16 protein-coding genes and 2 pseudogenes are annotated in these 15,701 nt (G+C 71.6%); 9 read left to right on the forward strand and 9 right to left on the reverse strand.

What is annotated here, in order from left to right:
• Positions 1 to 71 precede the first annotated feature (71 nt).
• The 3 genes from ACFQ87_RS19460 to soxR form a co-directional block, all read right to left on the reverse strand.
• Entirely contained in the window at positions 72 to 1,019 is a 948-nt protein-coding gene (locus ACFQ87_RS19460) for an IS701 family transposase (protein ID WP_380612012.1), read from the reverse strand.
• 113 nt (positions 1,020 to 1,132) lie between these two features.
• Positions 1,133 to 1,381, reverse strand: coding sequence for a hypothetical protein (locus ACFQ87_RS19465; protein WP_380612013.1), 249 nt, complete (start codon positions 1,379 to 1,381; stop codon positions 1,133 to 1,135).
• 54 nt (positions 1,382 to 1,435) lie between these two features.
• Complete coding sequence (soxR, locus tag ACFQ87_RS19470; RefSeq protein ID WP_380612014.1) at positions 1,436 to 1,894, reverse strand: redox-sensitive transcriptional activator SoxR; 459 nt, start codon at positions 1,892 to 1,894, stop codon at positions 1,436 to 1,438.
• Positions 1,895 to 1,967: 73 nt separating this feature from the next.
• On the opposite strand from soxR, the gene ACFQ87_RS19475 reads away from it, so the two are divergent.
• Positions 1,968 to 2,198 (forward strand): hypothetical protein, encoded by a 231-nt coding sequence (locus ACFQ87_RS19475; protein WP_380612015.1) that lies wholly within the window; start codon positions 1,968 to 1,970, stop codon positions 2,196 to 2,198.
• A gap of 102 nt (positions 2,199 to 2,300) precedes the next feature.
• Here the strand turns inward: ACFQ87_RS19475 and ACFQ87_RS19480 are convergent, their stop codons facing one another.
• Complete coding sequence (locus ACFQ87_RS19480) at positions 2,301 to 2,678, reverse strand: YrdB family protein (RefSeq protein WP_380612016.1); 378 nt, start codon at positions 2,676 to 2,678, stop codon at positions 2,301 to 2,303.
• Between the two features lie 170 nt (positions 2,679 to 2,848).
• Here ACFQ87_RS19480 and ACFQ87_RS19485 point away from each other — a divergent pair, with 170 nt between their 5' ends.
• Positions 2,849 to 4,021 (forward strand): aminotransferase class V-fold PLP-dependent enzyme, encoded by a 1,173-nt coding sequence (locus ACFQ87_RS19485; RefSeq protein ID WP_380612017.1) that lies wholly within the window; start codon positions 2,849 to 2,851, stop codon positions 4,019 to 4,021.
• A 1-nt stretch (position 4,022) separates the two neighbouring features.
• On the opposite strand, the gene ACFQ87_RS19490 is transcribed toward ACFQ87_RS19485, so the two are convergent.
• Positions 4,023 to 4,427 (reverse strand): ArsR/SmtB family transcription factor, encoded by a 405-nt coding sequence (locus ACFQ87_RS19490; RefSeq protein ID WP_380612018.1) that lies wholly within the window; start codon positions 4,425 to 4,427, stop codon positions 4,023 to 4,025.
• Positions 4,428 to 4,456: 29 nt separating this feature from the next.
• Positions 4,457 to 4,831, reverse strand: coding sequence for a hypothetical protein (locus tag ACFQ87_RS19495; protein ID WP_380612019.1), 375 nt, complete (start codon positions 4,829 to 4,831; stop codon positions 4,457 to 4,459).
• Between the two features lie 242 nt (positions 4,832 to 5,073).
• Here ACFQ87_RS19495 and ACFQ87_RS19500 point away from each other — a divergent pair, with 242 nt between their 5' ends.
• A complete protein-coding gene (locus ACFQ87_RS19500) occupies positions 5,074 to 7,929 on the forward strand; it encodes a DEAD/DEAH box helicase (RefSeq protein ID WP_380612102.1) in 2,856 nt (951 codons plus the stop codon).
• 54 nt (positions 7,930 to 7,983) lie between these two features.
• Here the strand turns inward: ACFQ87_RS19500 and ACFQ87_RS19505 are convergent, their stop codons facing one another.
• Positions 7,984 to 8,886: a 5'-3' exonuclease H3TH domain-containing protein gene (locus ACFQ87_RS19505; RefSeq protein ID WP_380612103.1), complete on the reverse strand. Its 903-nt coding sequence runs from the start codon at positions 8,884 to 8,886 to the stop codon at positions 7,984 to 7,986.
• A gap of 49 nt (positions 8,887 to 8,935) precedes the next feature.
• Positions 8,936 to 9,997, reverse strand: a complete 1,062-nt coding sequence (locus ACFQ87_RS19510; protein ID WP_380612020.1) for a cation diffusion facilitator family transporter — start codon at positions 9,995 to 9,997, stop codon at positions 8,936 to 8,938.
• A gap of 352 nt (positions 9,998 to 10,349) precedes the next feature.
• Between ACFQ87_RS19510 and ACFQ87_RS19515 the strand changes: the two genes are divergently transcribed.
• Complete coding sequence (locus ACFQ87_RS19515; RefSeq protein WP_380612021.1) at positions 10,350 to 10,559, forward strand: hypothetical protein; 210 nt, start codon at positions 10,350 to 10,352, stop codon at positions 10,557 to 10,559.
• A 39-nt stretch (positions 10,560 to 10,598) separates the two neighbouring features.
• Here the strand turns inward: ACFQ87_RS19515 and ACFQ87_RS19520 are convergent, their stop codons facing one another.
• Complete coding sequence (locus ACFQ87_RS19520) at positions 10,599 to 11,327, reverse strand: gamma-glutamyl-gamma-aminobutyrate hydrolase family protein (protein WP_380612022.1); 729 nt, start codon at positions 11,325 to 11,327, stop codon at positions 10,599 to 10,601.
• A 155-nt stretch (positions 11,328 to 11,482) separates the two neighbouring features.
• On the opposite strand from ACFQ87_RS19520, the gene ACFQ87_RS19525 reads away from it, so the two are divergent.
• The 5 genes and pseudogenes from ACFQ87_RS19525 (at position 11,483) to ACFQ87_RS19545 (ending at position 15,634) form a co-directional block, all read left to right on the forward strand.
• Positions 11,483 to 12,868 (forward strand): glutamine synthetase family protein, encoded by a 1,386-nt coding sequence (locus tag ACFQ87_RS19525; RefSeq protein ID WP_380612023.1) that lies wholly within the window; start codon positions 11,483 to 11,485, stop codon positions 12,866 to 12,868.
• A 3-nt stretch (positions 12,869 to 12,871) separates the two neighbouring features.
• Positions 12,872 to 13,159, forward strand: a pseudogene (locus ACFQ87_RS19530) (aldehyde dehydrogenase family protein); the annotation flags it as partial.
• A 139-nt stretch (positions 13,160 to 13,298) separates the two neighbouring features.
• Positions 13,299 to 13,400, forward strand: a pseudogene (locus tag ACFQ87_RS19535) (zinc ribbon domain-containing protein); the annotation flags it as partial.
• Positions 13,401 to 13,568: 168 nt separating this feature from the next.
• Entirely contained in the window at positions 13,569 to 14,354 is a 786-nt protein-coding gene (locus tag ACFQ87_RS19540) for a 3-oxoacyl-ACP reductase (protein ID WP_380612104.1), read from the forward strand.
• Positions 14,355 to 14,473: 119 nt separating this feature from the next.
• Entirely contained in the window at positions 14,474 to 15,634 is a 1,161-nt protein-coding gene (locus tag ACFQ87_RS19545; RefSeq protein WP_380612024.1) for a DUF2510 domain-containing protein, read from the forward strand.
• Positions 15,635 to 15,701 lie beyond the last annotated feature (67 nt).

Raw genomic sequence — 15,701 nt, forward strand, 5'->3', positions numbered from 1 at the left:
ACAGGCCATGGACACTGGCCTGGAACTACACCTTCCTCAACGGAACCTCCTCATCGGTGAGTTCACTCAGCTCAAGCAGCCTCGTGTCGCACGAAACACTCCTCAATGCACCAGCGGATGCCGGCGACGCGCACGAGCTCGGACAGCGGCACGATTCGTGGTGACCAGCACAGATAGAAGGCGAGTTCGCCGGTCGTGGGGTTGCGGCGGATCAGCAGGTGGCGGTGGTCGTCAGTGCCGATGTGCACCCAGGCCCAGTCGTAGTAGCGGGGCCCTTTCGCCCCGGGACCGGCGCTCTGCCGCTGCCAGGCGGAGCCGGGCAGGCGATCGGCGACCTCGTCCGTGCGGATCGCGGTGCGTCCCTGGTTGATCCGCACCCTGGTCGCGCAGGAGACCGCCAGCACGTAGCCGACCTCGCGGGCCTCCAGTCCGGCCCGCAGGCCGGGGTCCTGGCCGTAGGCCTCGTCGCCGGTCACCCATGACGTGCTGATTCCGGCGTCCAGCGCCGCCGCGATCATCTGCAGGGCGAGGCGGGGTTTGGTCGTGAAGCCGACGTCGTCGGGCACTCCGGCCTTGCGGCGTCGTTCAGCGTCCTGGCACCAGGTGTGTTCGGGCAGATAGAGCCGACGGTCGATCAACGCTCGGCCCTTGCTGGAGGCGTAGGCGAGGAAGACGCCGACCTGGCTGTTCTCGATCCTTCCGGCGGTTCCGGTGTACTGCCGCTGGACGCCTGCCGAACCGTGGCCCTTCTTCAGGAATCCGGTCTCGTCCACGACCAGAACACCGTCACCGGTACCGAGGTGGTCCAGGACGTAGCGGCGGACCTCGTCGCGCACCGCGGCCACATCCCAGCGGGCAGTCCGCAGCAGCCGCTGCATCGGCCCGGGACGGGCATGTCCGGCGTGCTCCGCGAGCTGCCAGCAGTTCTTGCGCTCGGTGCCGGACAGCAACCCGAGCAGATAGGCGCGGGCGGTGGCGCGGGGTTCCACCCGCCCGAACAGGCCCGCGATCCGGGCCATGGCCTGGTCGAACAACGCCCGCCATCGGGCAGGGTCTACGCTATGGCCCGCGGCCACCGCACGATCTTCAAGTGTCGACACAACCCTTGATCATCTCGCGGTGGCCGCACGTGTCAGGCGTCGTAGTACTCGCCGTCGTCGCCCTGAACCCTCGCCTCCAAGGCCTTCGCCACCTGGCGCATCGTCGCGATCACCGCATCGCTCGGGTTCTTGGACACGATCCGGCCGGCGGTCCACCACATCGGGGCCATCACGAGGCCAGGGGCGGCAGCGACCACGGCTTCCCATTCCGCCGTGCTGATGTCCTGGCCCTCTTCATCCCACCAGTTCTCGCGCCGAGTGATGTGCACGTCGTAGCCCATGGTCAGCCAGGGTAGACCGGGAGACCGACATGATCGCGAAGTCACACTGGAGTACTAGTTCTCGTCGTTCGGTAGCAGCAGGCGCGGGCCGGGGCCCTCGGTGGCGAGTTCGTCGCCCGGATTGAGCACCCGGCAGCGGCGCAGCGACACGCAGCCACAGCCGATGCAGCCGGTCAGCTCGTCCTCCAGCCGCTCCAGCTCCGTCCGGCGGGCGCGCAGCTGCTCGGCCCAGCGCCGGGAGATCCGCTCCCAGTCGTGCTTGCCGGGCATCCGGTCCTCGGGCAGGCCGGTGAAGACCTCGGCGACCTCGGCGAGCGGGATGCCGAGCCGCTTGGCGACCAGGATCAGCGAGATCCGGCGCAGCACGTGCCGCCGGTAGCGGCGCTGGTTCCCGGCCGAGCGCTCGGAGGAGATCAGCCCCTGGTCCTCGTAGAAGCGCACCGCCGAGGTGGCGATCCCGGCCCGCCGGGCCACCTCGCCGACGCTCAGCAGGTCCACCGGTGCCGTGCTCATGCGCTCGCCTCGGTTCTCTCGCCCACGGCCCCTCCTTGACCTCAAGTTCTGTTGAAGTAATAGCGTACCGGACGTGATCGGGAATTCCGTCGTAGAGAACGCCACGGTCCGTGCTGGGCAGGCAAGTTACGCTACGGAGCCGCCGTCCGAAGGCGCCTCCGGAGGCCGACGCGAACTGTTCTCCTGCCGGTTCGCCGCCGTCGCGTCGATCCTGGCCGGGGGCGTCGCGCTGTACTTCGGGATCGCCGCGATCGCCGTGCTCGGGGTGGCCGCGGCCGCGCTCACCGCCCGCCGGGTGCGGTAGCGGGCGGACGAAGACCGGCCCCTTTCCGGCGGGCCCGCCACCGACCGGCCCCGGATCCCTTTTCGTCGGGGGGATCCGGGGCCTCTCCGTGCGCCGATGACGTCAGTTCGCGGTGTACTCCAAGGCCACGCTGACCACCACCAGCACCGCGTAGACCACCGCCAGGGTGCTCCGGCCGGAGGCGTGCAGCGCGAGCGCCGCCGTTTCCAGGACCAGCACCTTGAGCGCGATCTCCACGCCCAGCGGCTGGCGGAACTTCGGCCCGCCCGCCGCCAGGAACAGCCCCCAGACGGTGGCCGCCAGAGCCGGCGCACCGAGTCCCAGCAGCAGCCGGGTGGCCAGGTTGGAGCCGGTCTTGAACCCCCAGTAGCAGGCCGCCGCCAGCATGGCGAGCTCCAGTCCGAAGGCGAGTCCCGCGTTGGTGGCCGTCAGCGGGGTCCACTGCCGCTGGCCGACCGGGCCGGGTCTTTCGATCCTCATCCGAGCTCTCCCCGTCTCGCCGAGCCGCCCGGTGGGGCGGCGGTTGTGCGGAGTGTCCCAGTCCTGCCGGGGCGGACTCAACGGATCACCTCAAAGACGCTCGTGGGAGGGTGAGTTCGGTCGTAGGCTGGCCTATGCAATGTCACACATCATGACTGGGGAGAACCACCGTGGTTGACGACCTGAGCACCGCCGAGCCCCCGGCCCCGCTGCCCGCCGCCGAGGGCCTCTTCAGCGTCTCGCCGGGGGACGCGCACCTGAACCACGGTTCGTACGGCGCCGTGCCCGTCCCGGTGCAGCAGGTGCAGGAGCGGCTGCGGGCCGAACACGAGCTGGATCCGGACGGCTTCTTCGCCGACCTGCCGGACCGGATCGCCGAGGCCCGGGTGCGGATCGCCGCCGAGCTGGCCACCGACCCGGACCGGCTGGCGCTGGTCGCCAACGTCACCGAGGCGGTCGCGATCGCCCTGGACAGCATCCCGTTCGCCCCCGGCGACCGGATCCTGGTCACCGACCACGGCTACGGCGCGGTCAACCAGGCCGTCGCCCGCAAGGCCGCCGAGACCGGCGCCGAGCTGGTGGTGGCCGAGGTCCCGCTGGACGCCCCGGACGAGGAGGCCGTACGGGAGGCGGTGCTCGCCGCCGTGGACGGCCGCACCACGGTGGCCGTCCTGGACCGGATCACCTCGCTCACCGCCCGTACCGTGGCCGCCCCGAAGCTCCTCGCCGAGCTGCGCGAGCGCGGGGTGACCACGGTGGTGGACGGCGCCCACGCGCCCGGCATGCTGCCCGCCCCGATCGACCCGAACGCAGACTTCTGGTTCGGAAACCTGCACAAGTGGGCGTTCGCCCCGCGCGCCACCGGCGTGCTCGCCGTCCGCCCCGAGTGGACGGCCCGGGTCCGTCCGCTCGTGCTGTCCTGGGAGCACCACCGGGGCTTCCCGGCCAACGTCGAGTGGCGCGGCACCTGCGACTACACGCCCTGGCTGGCGGCCCCGGCCGGCTTCGAGCTGCTGCGCGGGCTCGGCTGGGAGGCGGTGGCCGCGCACAACTCGGCCCTCGCCGCCTACGGTCGGCAGGTGCTGGTCGAGCGGGCGGGCCTGCGGCCGCTGCCCGCGTCGCCCGAGGTGTGGATGCGCGCCGTGCGGCTGCCGGAGGGCCGGTTCGGCACCGAGACGGAGGTCCGGGCGCTGCTGGCCGAGTTGTGGCGGCGGCACGGCATCCGGGTCGCCGTCCGGCCGGGGCCCGACGGCGGGCTGTTGCGGGTCAGCGCCCAGTTGTACAACCGGGCGGCGGAGTACGAGCGGCTCGCGGACGCGCTGGCGGAGCTGCTCAAGGAGTAGCTCAAGGAACAGTTCGGGCGGTTCGAGGAGTGGCCGGTCGCTGCGCGGGGCCGCCGACCGTCTCGGGGAACGGCTGGTCGCCGGCCTCCTGCAGCTCGGCGAGCAGCATGTTCCGGTCGGCGAGCAGCCCGGTGAGGATCCGCCGGGCCGCTCGCAAGAGATCGGCGACGTCGCCGCCGGCCAGCGCGTAGACCACCGTGCTGCCCTCCCGGGTGGCGGTGACGATGCCCGACCGGCGCAGCACCGCGAGCTGCTGAGACAGGCTGGAGGGCTCGACCTCCAGCTCGGCGAGCAGGCCGCGGACGGGCGTCGGTCCGTCCTGGAGCAGCTCCAGCACCCGGATCCGGACGGGATGGCCGAGCATCCGGAAGAACTCGGCCTTGGCCTGGTAGAGCGCTACCGTCACGAGGCCCCCCTTCCCTGCTGTCGGTGGGCTCAGATCTCCAGCGAGAGTTCGATCCGCTTGAGCTGGTGGCGGGCCATCGCGAGGTTGGAGTGCTGGCGGTTGAGCGCGAGGAAGAGGAACAGGCCGCGGCCGCTGGGCGTCGTGATCGGCCGGACCATGTGGTACTGGTGGGTCAGCGTGATCAGGATGTCCTCGATCTCGTTGTCGTGGAGGTTGAGCATCTCCATGGCCCGCATCTTGGCGCGGACCACGTCGGTGTTCCCGGCCGCGGCGACGTTGAGGTCGAGCTCGCCGCCGTCGCCGAGGCTGCCGAGGGCCATGCCGCTGCCGTAGTCGACCAGGGCGACGCCGATCGCGCCAGCGATGCCCATGGCCTCTTTGAGGGACGTCTCCAGGTTCGCCATCGTGGCTGTCCTCCCGTGAGTTGGTGGCTGTGACGACGAAGGTAGGGAGTAACCGCCGGACTCCACCGGGAATGACCGGAGACGTTCGAACCTGGCCGCATTCAGATCACTTGAAGATATTTGCAACTATGGATTTGAGAGAGGAGTGATCTCCTGGCGCGGAAAACGGTGCTATCGATGTCACTCCTCCCGGGTAACCTCTCGCTGAGATGCGAGATCACACCAACCACACCCGGACGGCGATGAACACCCCCGATCCAGAGCCCCAGGAAGTCCAGGAGCTCAGCCCCGCCGAGGCGTACGCGGCCAGCCGTCGCCGGGCCAAGGAGCAGGCCACCGCCCTGTACGGCTTCCAGCAGCTGTACGACTTCCCGCTGGACGACTTCCAGTTGGAGGCCTGCGAGACGCTGGAGGCCGGGTCGGGCGTCCTGGTCGCCGCCCCCACCGGCTCCGGGAAGACGATCGTCGGCGAGTTCGCCGTGCACCTGGCCCTCCAGTCGGGCCGCAAGTGCTTCTACACCACGCCGATCAAGGCGCTGTCCAACCAGAAGTACGGCGACCTGGTCAAGCGCTACGGCGCCGCCAAGGTCGGCCTGCTCACCGGCGACAACAGCGTCAACGGCGATGCCCCCGTGGTGGTCATGACCACCGAGGTGCTGCGCAACATGCTCTACGCGGGCTCCAGCACGCTCGACGGCCTCGGCTACGTCGTCATGGACGAGGTGCACTACCTCGCCGACCGCTTCCGCGGCGCCGTCTGGGAGGAGGTCATCATCCACCTCCCCGAGTCGGTCACCCTCGTCTCGCTCTCCGCGACCGTCTCCAACGCCGAGGAGTTCGGCGACTGGCTGGACACCGTCCGCGGCGGCACCAAGGTGATCGTCTCCGAGACCCGCCCGGTGCCGCTGTGGCAGCACGTGATGGCCGGCAACCGGATGTACGACCTGTTCGCCAACCCGGACCGGGACGGCCGCCCCAAGAACAACCTCAAGAACCCCGGCAAGGCCGTCAACCCCGAGCTGGTCCGGCTCGCCCGCTCCGAACTGGACCGCAACCCGCGCGACCGCTTCGGCCGCGGCCGGGGCCGCTCGATGCCCAACGGCCGTCCCGGCAAGGTCTGGACCCCGGGCCGGGTCGACGTCATCGACCGGCTCGACGCCGAGGGCCTGCTGCCCGCGATCACCTTCATCTTCAGCCGGGCCGGCTGCGAGGCCGCCGTCCAGCAGTGCCTCAGCTCCGGCCTGCGCCTCAACAAGGACTCCGAGCGCGCCCAGGTCCGCGCCATCGTCGAGGAGCGCTGCGCCGACATCCCCGACGAGGACCTGCACGTCCTCGGCTACTTCGAGTGGTTGGACGGGCTGGAGCGCGGCATCGCCGCCCACCACGCCGGGATGCTGCCGCGGTTCAAGGAGGTCGTCGAGGAGCTCTTCGTGAAGGGCCTGGTCAAGGCCGTCTTCGCGACCGAGACCCTGGCGCTCGGCATCAACATGCCCGCCCGCTCGGTGGTCATGGAGAAGCTCGTCAAGTGGAACGGCGAGACCCACGCCGACATCACCCCCGGCGAGTACACCCAGCTCACCGGCCGGGCCGGTCGGCGCGGCATCGACGTCGAGGGCCACGCCGTGGTGCTCTGGCAGCGCGGCCTCGACCCGGAGGCGCTGGCCGGCCTGGCGGGCACCCGCACCTACCCGCTCAAGTCCTCGTTCCGGCCGAGCTACAACATGGCCGTCAACCTGGTCTCCCAGTTCGGCCGGCACCGCTCCCGCGAACTGTTGGAGACCTCCTTCGCCCAGTTCCAGGCCGACCGCTCGGTGGTCGGCATCGCCCGCCAGGTGCAGCGCAACGAGGAGGGCCTGGACGGCTACCGCGAGTCGATGACCTGCCACCTCGGCGACTTCGACGAGTACATGGAGCTGCGCCGCCGACTCAAGGACCGCGAGAACGAGCTGGCCCGCGAGGGCACCAGCCAGCGCCGCGCGGCCGCCATCGAGTCCATCGAGCAGCTCAAGCCGGGCGACGTCATCCACGTGCCCGCCGGCAAGTTCGCCGGCCTCGCGCTGGTCCTCGACCCGGGCCTGCCGCCGGTCAACCGCTCCGGCCGGGGCGGCCCGCGCCACCCCGACTTCCAGGACGGCCCGCGCCCGGTGGTGCTCACCGCCGAGCGGCAGGTCAAGCGGCTCGCGATGATCGACTTCCCGCACCCGGTCGCCGCGATCGAGCGCCTGCGCATCCCCAAGTCCTTCAACCCGCGCAGCCCGCAGTCCCGGCGCGACCTGGCCTCCGCGCTGCGCACCAAGGCCGGCCACCTGGAGCCCGAGCGGTTCCGGCGCGGCCGCGCGGCCGCCGCCGACGACCCAGAGATCACGCGGCTGCGCGCCGAACTGCGCCAGCACCCCTGCCACGGCTGCTCCGACCGCGAGGACCACGCCCGCTGGGCCGAGCGCTACCACCGGCTGCACCGCGACACCGAGCTGCTGGAACGCCGGATGCGCTCCCGCACCCACACCATCGCCCGGACCTTCGACCGGGTCTGCGGGCTGCTCACCGACCTCGGCTACCTGCGGGGCGACACCGTCACCGACGACGGCAAGCGGCTCGGCCGGCTCTACGGCGAACTCGACCTGCTCGCCTCCGAGTGCATCCGCGAGGGCGTCTGGAGCGGCCTGGCCGCCGCCGAACTCGCAGCCTGCGCCTCGGCGTTGGTGTACGAGGCGCGCCAGTCCGACGATGCCGGCGCCCCCCGGGTGCCGGAGGGCGCGGCCAAGGAGGCGCTCGGCAAGATGGTCCGGATCTGGGGCCACCTGGACGCCCTGGAGGAGCAGCACAGGATCAACACCGCCGAGGGCGTCGGCCAGCGCGAGCCCGACCTCGGCTTCGCCTGGGCCGCCTACCGCTGGGCGCTCGGCCACAACCTCGACCAGGTCCTGCGCGACGCCGACATGCCGGCCGGCGACTTCGTCCGCTGGACCAAGCAGCTGATCGACGTCCTCGGCCAGATCCAGGACGCGGCCGGCGAGGACGCCGAACTGCGCAAGACCGCCCGCAAGGCCGTCGACGGCCTGCGCCGCGGCATCATCGCCTACTCCTCGGTGGGTTAGTACGAGCAGCAGGGGCCCGCACGAGATCGCTCGTGCGGGCCCCTGCTGCGTTGCTCAGCGCGCGGCCAGGGCCTCCAGGACGCGGTCGAGGGAGGTGCCCAGGCCCCAGCGGGCGGAGAGGTGTTCCAAGGTCATCGGGTCGAGCGGCTCGGTGGGGAGGGTGGGGTCGAAGTCGGGCAGCGGGGCGTCCTCAGCCACCCGGACCACGGTGGGGGCGACGTCGAGGTAGGCGGCGCCCTCGACGATGTTGCGGCGGCGGGCCGGGGTGAGCTTGGAACCCACGTCCAGCGCCGCGGCGCGGATGGCGGCGAGGTCGCCGTACTCGTTGATCAGCTGGGCGGCGGTCTTCTCGCCGATGCCCTTGACGCCGGGCAGGCCGTCCGACGGGTCGCCGCGCAGGGCCGCCATGTCGGCGTACTGGGCGCCGCGGACGCCGTACTTCTCCAGCAGCAGTGCGTCGTCGGTGACCTGCAGGTTGCCCATGCCCTTGACCGGGTAGAGCACGGTGATCCGCCGGGCGTCGTCCACCAGCTGGAAGAGGTCGCGGTCGCCGGTGACGATCTGCACCGGGCCCTTGGCGCGGGCGGTGAGGGTGCCGATCACGTCGTCGGCCTCGTAGCCGGGGGAACCGACCCGGGCGATGCCCAGGGCGTCGAGCACCTGCTCGATCACCGGGACCTGGGGGGCCAGCGTGTCGGGCACCTCCTCCTCGCCGTCCTCGGCGGCCTCGGCCACCCGGTGGGTCTTGTACGAGGGGACGAGGTCGACCCGCCACCGGGGGCGCCAGTCGGCGTCCATGCAGGCGACGAGTTCGTCGGGGCGGTGGTCGTGGACCAGCCGGGCGATGAAGTCCAGCAGGCCGCGGACGGCGTTGACCGGCTCACCCTGCGGGGAGCGCAGGGTGTCCGGTACGCCGAAGTAGGCCCGGAAGTACAGGCTGGCGGAGTCGAGCAGCATCAGTCGCGGTGCGGTCACGAGTCAGATCATGCCGTACGGGGCCGACTTCTCAGTGCTCGTGCGGTCCAGCGCGGTGCACCGGGCCGTGCGCGTCGGCGCAGTGTTCGGCGGCCGAATCGCCCGGGGCGGCGATCTGGAGCAGCGCGCCCGCCTCGTCCTCGCCGACGTGGTCGACCTGGAGGGTGCTGTGGGTGATGCCGTACTCCTCGGCCAGCCGGCGCTGCAGCGAGCGCCGGACGGCGTGGCAGTCGCCGCCGGGGGTGACCAGGATGTGGGCGGACAGGGCCGGCTGGTTGGAGGTGATCTCCCAGATGTGCAGGTCGTGGATCTCCTCGACCAGCGGCTCGGCGACCAGTCGGTCGGCCACCGTGTCCGGGTCGATCCCGGCGGGGGCGGCCTCCAGGAAGATCCGTCCGGAGTCGCGGACCAGCCCGATGCCGGCCTTGAGCATCAGCGCGACCACGATCAGCGAGGCGATCGCGTCGGCTCGGACGAAGCTGGTGGTCAGCATGATCACACCGGCGACGGCGGTGGCGATGAAGGCGTACAGGTCGGTGAGGACGTGTTGGAAGGCGCCCTCGACGTTCAGCGAGCTGCGGTTGGCCTTCGACATGCACCAGGTGGCGGCCAGGTTGACCACGATCCCGATCAGCGCGGTGATCAGCACCAGCGAGCCGGTGACCTCGGGCGGCTCGATCAGTCGGGTGATCGCCTCGTAGCCCAGCCAGGCCGACAGCACCAGCAGCGTCACGCCGTTGGCCTGCGCGGAGAGGATCTCGGCGCGCTTGAGCCCGTAGGTGTAGCCGCCGCGGGCCGGGCGGGCGGCGAGCCGCATCGCGACCAGGGCCAGCACGATCGAGGCGGCGTCGGTGAGCATGTGCGCCGCGTCGGAGATCAGGGCCAGCGACTGGGCGGCGAAGCCCACCACGACCTCGCCGGCCATGAAGACGACGATCAGGGCGAGGGCGCTGACCAGCCAGCGGCGGTCGGCGTCGGCGGAGACGCCGTGCGAGTGGCCGCCGTGGCCCCCGTGCCCGTGTCCATGCGTGTGGCCCTGGGAGTGCTGGTGGTCATGCGCATGATCATCGTGGGAATGCTCGTGGCCGGCCATCGAAGTCCTCTCTGGACGCACGGGTGGATGGTGACGGGGTGCGATCGCCCCGCACTCGAAGTGAACCGCAGAATCGACAAAGATCCAAAGGCTGTACTGGTGACCGTTGTCGTTGCCGTTCAAGTGCCTCGCGTCGGCCCGGCCCGTGATCGGGTCGCCGGTGGCATAGGCCCAGGTCAGGGCCGTGATCCGGGGGGGACCTGAACGGGTGAGGCGAGCTTGCGCGGCCGTGCGCCGGTCCGCGACGATCACGGCCCGTGAAGATCGCTACCGCGGACTCCTCCCGCTGGCTCTCCGAACTCGAATCGACGGCCGAAGAATTGATGAACCGCCATCTCGTGGCGTCCCGCGAGTGGTTCCCGCACCACCCACCCGCACCGGCGCCCACCTCGCCCCCACCTCCGGCCCCGAGTTCCGCGACCAGGCCGACCGCCTCCTCGGCCCCGACGGCATCCACCCCTCGCCCCACGGCTACGCCGCCCACGCCACGCGGATTCTCCCCGTCCTCCTCGCGGCCGCCGAGCACCTCCGCTCTGCGGCCCCCACCCCGGCCGCCCCGTGACGCTGCCTTCCCCCGCCCCCGCCCCCTCTTCCCATGGGTTCAGCCCAGGGCCACCGCGTCCAGGGCCGCCGCCGTGGCCGCGCGGACGAGGGCCTGCATCACGCGGAGGTCGTCGCCCTGTTCCGGGTGCCACTGGACGCCGACCGTGAAGCCCGGGCCCTCCACGGCCTCGACCGTGCCGTCCGGGGCGAGCGCGCTCACCCGCAGGCCCGCTCCCAGGCGGTCGACGGCCTGGTGGTGGAAGGTGGGGACCTCCAGCTCGCTCTCCGGCAGCAGCCCGCCGAGCAGCGTCCCCGGTACCGGCCGCACCACGTGGGCGCCGTAGACCCCGGGCGATCCGCCGTGCACGTCCACCGCGACCACGTCCGGCAGGTGCTGCACCAGCGTCCCGCCGCAGACCACGTTCAGCACCTGCATCCCCCGGCAGATCCCGAGCACCGGCATCCCCGCCGCCAGGGCACCCCGCAGCAGCGCGACCTCCCAGGCGTCCCGCTCCGGCGAGTCGACCTCCGTCAACGGGTGCGCCGGCTCGCCGTAGTACGCCGGGTCGATGTCCGGCCCGCCGGCGATGACCAGGCCGTCCAGCCGGGCGAGCACCTCGGGGGCGCGTTCGGGGGCGTCGGGCGGCAGGAGGACGGCGATCCCGCCGGAGTTCCGGACGTACGCGGTGTACCGCTCGGGCACCAGGGCGACCCGGCGGCCCCGCCAGTCGCTCCAACTCGCCTCCACCAGGTAGGTGCTGACGCCGATCAAAGGCCTGCGATCCATGGCGCGCATTCTCCTCCCGTACCGGCTGATCCCTCGTCAAGCACGTATATCGGCGCGCCACACCCGTCCGCCCTCTTCCGCCCCACGAGCCGCAGGCCGTACGGTTCGCTGTGACCGCTTGAACTCAAAGAGTGATCGACGGGGAGGGTTCCGCCATGCCCGAGAACGCCGCCGCGGGCTCGCCGCCCCGGCCGCCGCTGACCTTGGACGAGCTGCGCACCCTGGTGGACGCCGGCGAGGTGCACACCGTGGCGCTCTCGTTCACCGACATGCAGGGTCGGCTGCAGGGCAAGCGCTTCGCCGCCCGGTTCTTCCTCGACGAGGTCGCCGAGAAGGGCGCCGAGGCCTGCGACTACTTGCTGGCCGTGGACGTGGACCTGAACACCGTGGACGGTTACGCCTTCTCCTCCTGGGCCACCGGCTACGGCGACTTCGCGATGCGCCCCGACCTCGGCACCCTGCGGCTGACCCCGTGGCAGCCCGGCACCGCCCAGGTCACCGCCGACCTGGCCCGGCACGGCGGCCACCCGGTGGACGCCGCCCCGCGCCAGCTGCTGCGCCGCCAGATCGCGCGGCTCGCCGAGTACGGCCTGGCCGCCGACATCGGCACCGAGCTGGAGTTCCTGGTGTTCCGCGACACCTACGAGCAGGCCTGGCTGGGTGGCTACCGCGGCCTGACCCCGGCGAACCTGTACAACGTGGACTACTCGATGCTGGGCACCGCCCGGATCGAGCCGCTGCTGTCCCGGATCCGCAACGAGATGGCGGGCGCCGGACTGACCGTCGAGTCCGCGAAGGGCGAGTGCAACCTCGGCCAGCACGAGATCGCCTTCCGCTACACCGACGCCCTCACCACCTGCGACCAGCACAGCGTCTACAAGACCGGCGCCAAGGAGATCGCCGCCCAACAGGGCTGCGCGCTCACCTTCATGGCCAAGTACGACGAGCGCGAGGGCAACAGCTGCCACATCCACCTGTCGCTGCGCGACGCGGTGGGCGCCCCCGCCTTCGCCGACCGCGACGGCCGGATGACCGACACCATGCGGCACTTCCTGGCCGGACAGCTCCTCGCGCTGCGCGAGTTCAGCCTGCTGTACGCGCCGAACATCAACTCCTACAAGCGCTACCGCCCCGGCTCCTTCGCCCCGACCGCCGTCGCCTGGGGCCGGGACAACCGCACCTGCGCCTACCGGGTGGTCGGCCACGGCCCGGGGCTGCGGATGGAGAACCGGGTGCCCGGCGGCGACGTCAACCCGTACCTCGCGGTGGCCGGCATGATCGCCGCCGGCCTGTACGGCCTGCAGCGCAAGCTCGACCTGCCCGCGCCCTGCCTGGGCAACGCCTACGCGGTGGAGGAGTACGCCCGGGTGCCAGGATCGCTGCGCGAGGCGGCCGAGTTGTGGTCGGAGAGCGAGCTGGCCCGGTCGGCCTTCGGCGACGACGTGGTCGAGCACTACCTGAACATGGCCCGGGTCGAGCAGGCCGCCTACGACGGGGCCGTCACCGACTGGGAGCGCTACCGATCCTTCGAACGGATGTGAGCCGTGACCGAGCCGACCGGCGGCACCGAGCCGACCAGGAGCACCGTCCGAAACCCCGCCACCGGCGAGGTGCTCGCCACCGTCCCGGACGCCACCGCCGAGCAGCTGGACGCGGCCGTCCAGCGGGCGGTGAAGGCCCAGGCGGGCTGGGCGGTGCTGGCGCCCGGTGAACGCGCCCGGCTGCTGCGCCGGTTCGCCGACCAGGTCGAGGTGCACCTCCCCGAACTGGCCGCCCTGGAGGTGCGCGAGGCCGGCCACACCGTGGGCAACGCCCGCTGGGAGGCCGGCAACGGAGCGGCTTCAAGCAGGTGTGGCAACTCAGAGTTGAGGGACCGGCGGTCGGTGGTCGCCTGATCGGCGGGCTGGGCGTGCAGGTTGTCGGGGGTGCGCAACGTGAACTCGATCCAGCCGGCCATTGCGTGCCAATAGGATGACGGTGTGTCGCGGGATCGAGAAGAAGTCGCGCAAGAGCCAAGCCGACTTCGCATGCGTATCCTGCGGTTTTACCTGCAACGCGGACACCAACGCAGCAACCAACGTCGCGGTAGGACAGGCCGTAAGGCCCCGGAAGGCATCTTCCGGTACCGGAGGGGCAACACCGCGCCAGCGGTCGAGTGCCCGTGAACCTCAACACCCTACCGGTGTTGGAATCTCCCGGCTTCAGCCGGGGGAGGATGTCAAAGCGAGGAGTAGGAGCCCGATGAGCGACAACGACATCGTCTGCCGCCGCCTGGTCGGCCGCACCGCCGTGGTCACCGGGGCGGGCAGCGGGATCGGTCTGGCCGCCGCCCGCCGGCTCGCCTCCGAGGGCGCCAAGGTGGTCTGCGCGGACCTGGACGAGGAGACCGGCCGGGCGGCCGCCAAGGAGGTCGGCGGGCTGTTCGTGCACACCGACGTCACCGACCCGTACATGGTCGAGGCGCTGTTCGACGAGGCGTACGAGACCTGCGGCAGTGTGGACGTCGCCTTCAACAACGCGGGCATCTCGCCGCCGGAGGACGACTCCATCCTGACCACCGGCCTGGACGCCTGGCGCAAGGTCCAGGAGGTCAACCTGACCTCGGTCTACCTGTGCTGCAAGGCCGCGCTGCCGTACATGCGCCGGCACGGGCGGGGCTCGATCATCAACACCGCCAGCTTCGTGGCCCGGATGGGCGCGGCCACCTCGCAGATCTCGTACACCGCCTCCAAGGGCGGGGTGCTGGCGATGTCCCGAGAGCTGGGCGTGCAGTTCGCCCGGGAGGGGATCCGGGTGAACGCGCTGTCGCCCGGGCCGGTGGACACCCCTCTGCTGCGCGAGCTGTTCGCCGAGGACCCGGAGCGGGCGGCCCGCCGGCTGGTGCACATCCCGCTCGGCCGCTTCGCCCGGGCCGAGGAGATCGCCGCCGCGGTGGCCTTCCTGGCCAGCGACGACTCCTCGTTCATCACCGCGAGCGAGTTCCTGGTGGACGGCGGCATCTCCGGGGCGTACGTCACCCCGCTCTAGGCCGTCGGTGGGCCGCCGGTGGGCCGTCGGCGGCTTCTCACCGTAATCTCATCGAAAACCGCGGCAATTCGCGGCTGCGCTGATTTCGCGTTTATCCGGCTGCCCTTAGATTCTGTGGTGTGAGCGAGCAGATTCCAGCCGGGTGGTACCCGGATCCGAAGGACACCACCAGCCACCCGAGGCCGCAGCGCTGGTGGGACGGGCAGGGCTGGACGGCCGACACCCGGCCCGCACCCTCGGACGCCCCGCAGCCGGAGCGCCCGGCCGCCGCGGCTCCGGAGCCGGGAGCGGCGGAGCAGCCCACGGTGCTGGAGGGCGAGGTCCTGGACAGCGGCCCGACGGTCCGCTACCCGGAGCCGCCGCCCTTCGGTGCCGCCTACGGCTCCTACGGCGAGCCCGCCAAGTCGCCGCGCAAGGCCTGGCGCAAGCCCTCCAAGCTGGTGGCGGCGACCGCCGTCGCGGCCCTGCTCGGGCTGGGCGCCGGCTCGGGGATCACCTACCTCGCGATGGACGGCCACGACAAGGACCGCACCCAGCCCAGCGCCCGGCAGCTGCCCGCGCCGAACGGCGACGCGGGGCCGTTCGACGGCCTCCCGGGCCTCGGCGGCGGCAACGGCGGCAAGGGTGGTGGCGGAAACGGCGGCGGGAAGTCCAAGCCGGGCGCCGGGAAGGCGGTCGACCTGGTGAACAAGCTCACCCTGCCGGTCCCCTCCGGCTGGCAGGCCGACCAGACCCCGGACGGCTACGCCGAGATCATCATCGGACCGTACAAGTGCGCGGACGGCACCAGCTCGTGCACCCTCGGCGGGGTGACCACCGGCCGGATCGACGGCGGCGGCACCGACGCCCAGGCGGCGGCCAAGGCGGACATCGAGAAGGTCGCCAAGGAGTCGTACAGGGACAGCACCGGGCACCAGGAGCTCAAGTCCGAGGCCGTGAAGGTCAACGGGCAGGACGGCTACCTGGTCCGCTGGAAGGTGGACGCGGCCAAGGGCAACAACGGCTACGTGCAGACCGTGGTCTTCCCGTCCACCGACGGCAAGGCGCTGGTCGCGGTGCGCTTCGGCTTCGACATCGCCGACAAGGCGCCGGACGTCGCCCTGATGGACACCATCGTCAAGGGCATCGCCGACTTCAAGGGCAAGATCCCGCCCATCCCCGGCCTCCCGGGGATGCCGGGCGGCGGGTCCGGTGGCTCGGGCAGCTCGGGCAGTCCTGACGGTTCGGGCAGTCCTGACGGTTCGGGGAGCCCCGACGGCTCGGGGACCGAGACCACCTGAGCCCCCGCTCCTCACACCGCGGCGGCCCACCCGGGAGGAATTCCTCCCGGGTGGGCCGCCGCGGTGT

Origin of the sequence: Kitasatospora sp. NPDC056531 (genome assembly GCF_042794375.1) — a bacterium.
Lineage (GTDB): Bacteria > Actinomycetota > Actinomycetes > Streptomycetales > Streptomycetaceae > Kitasatospora.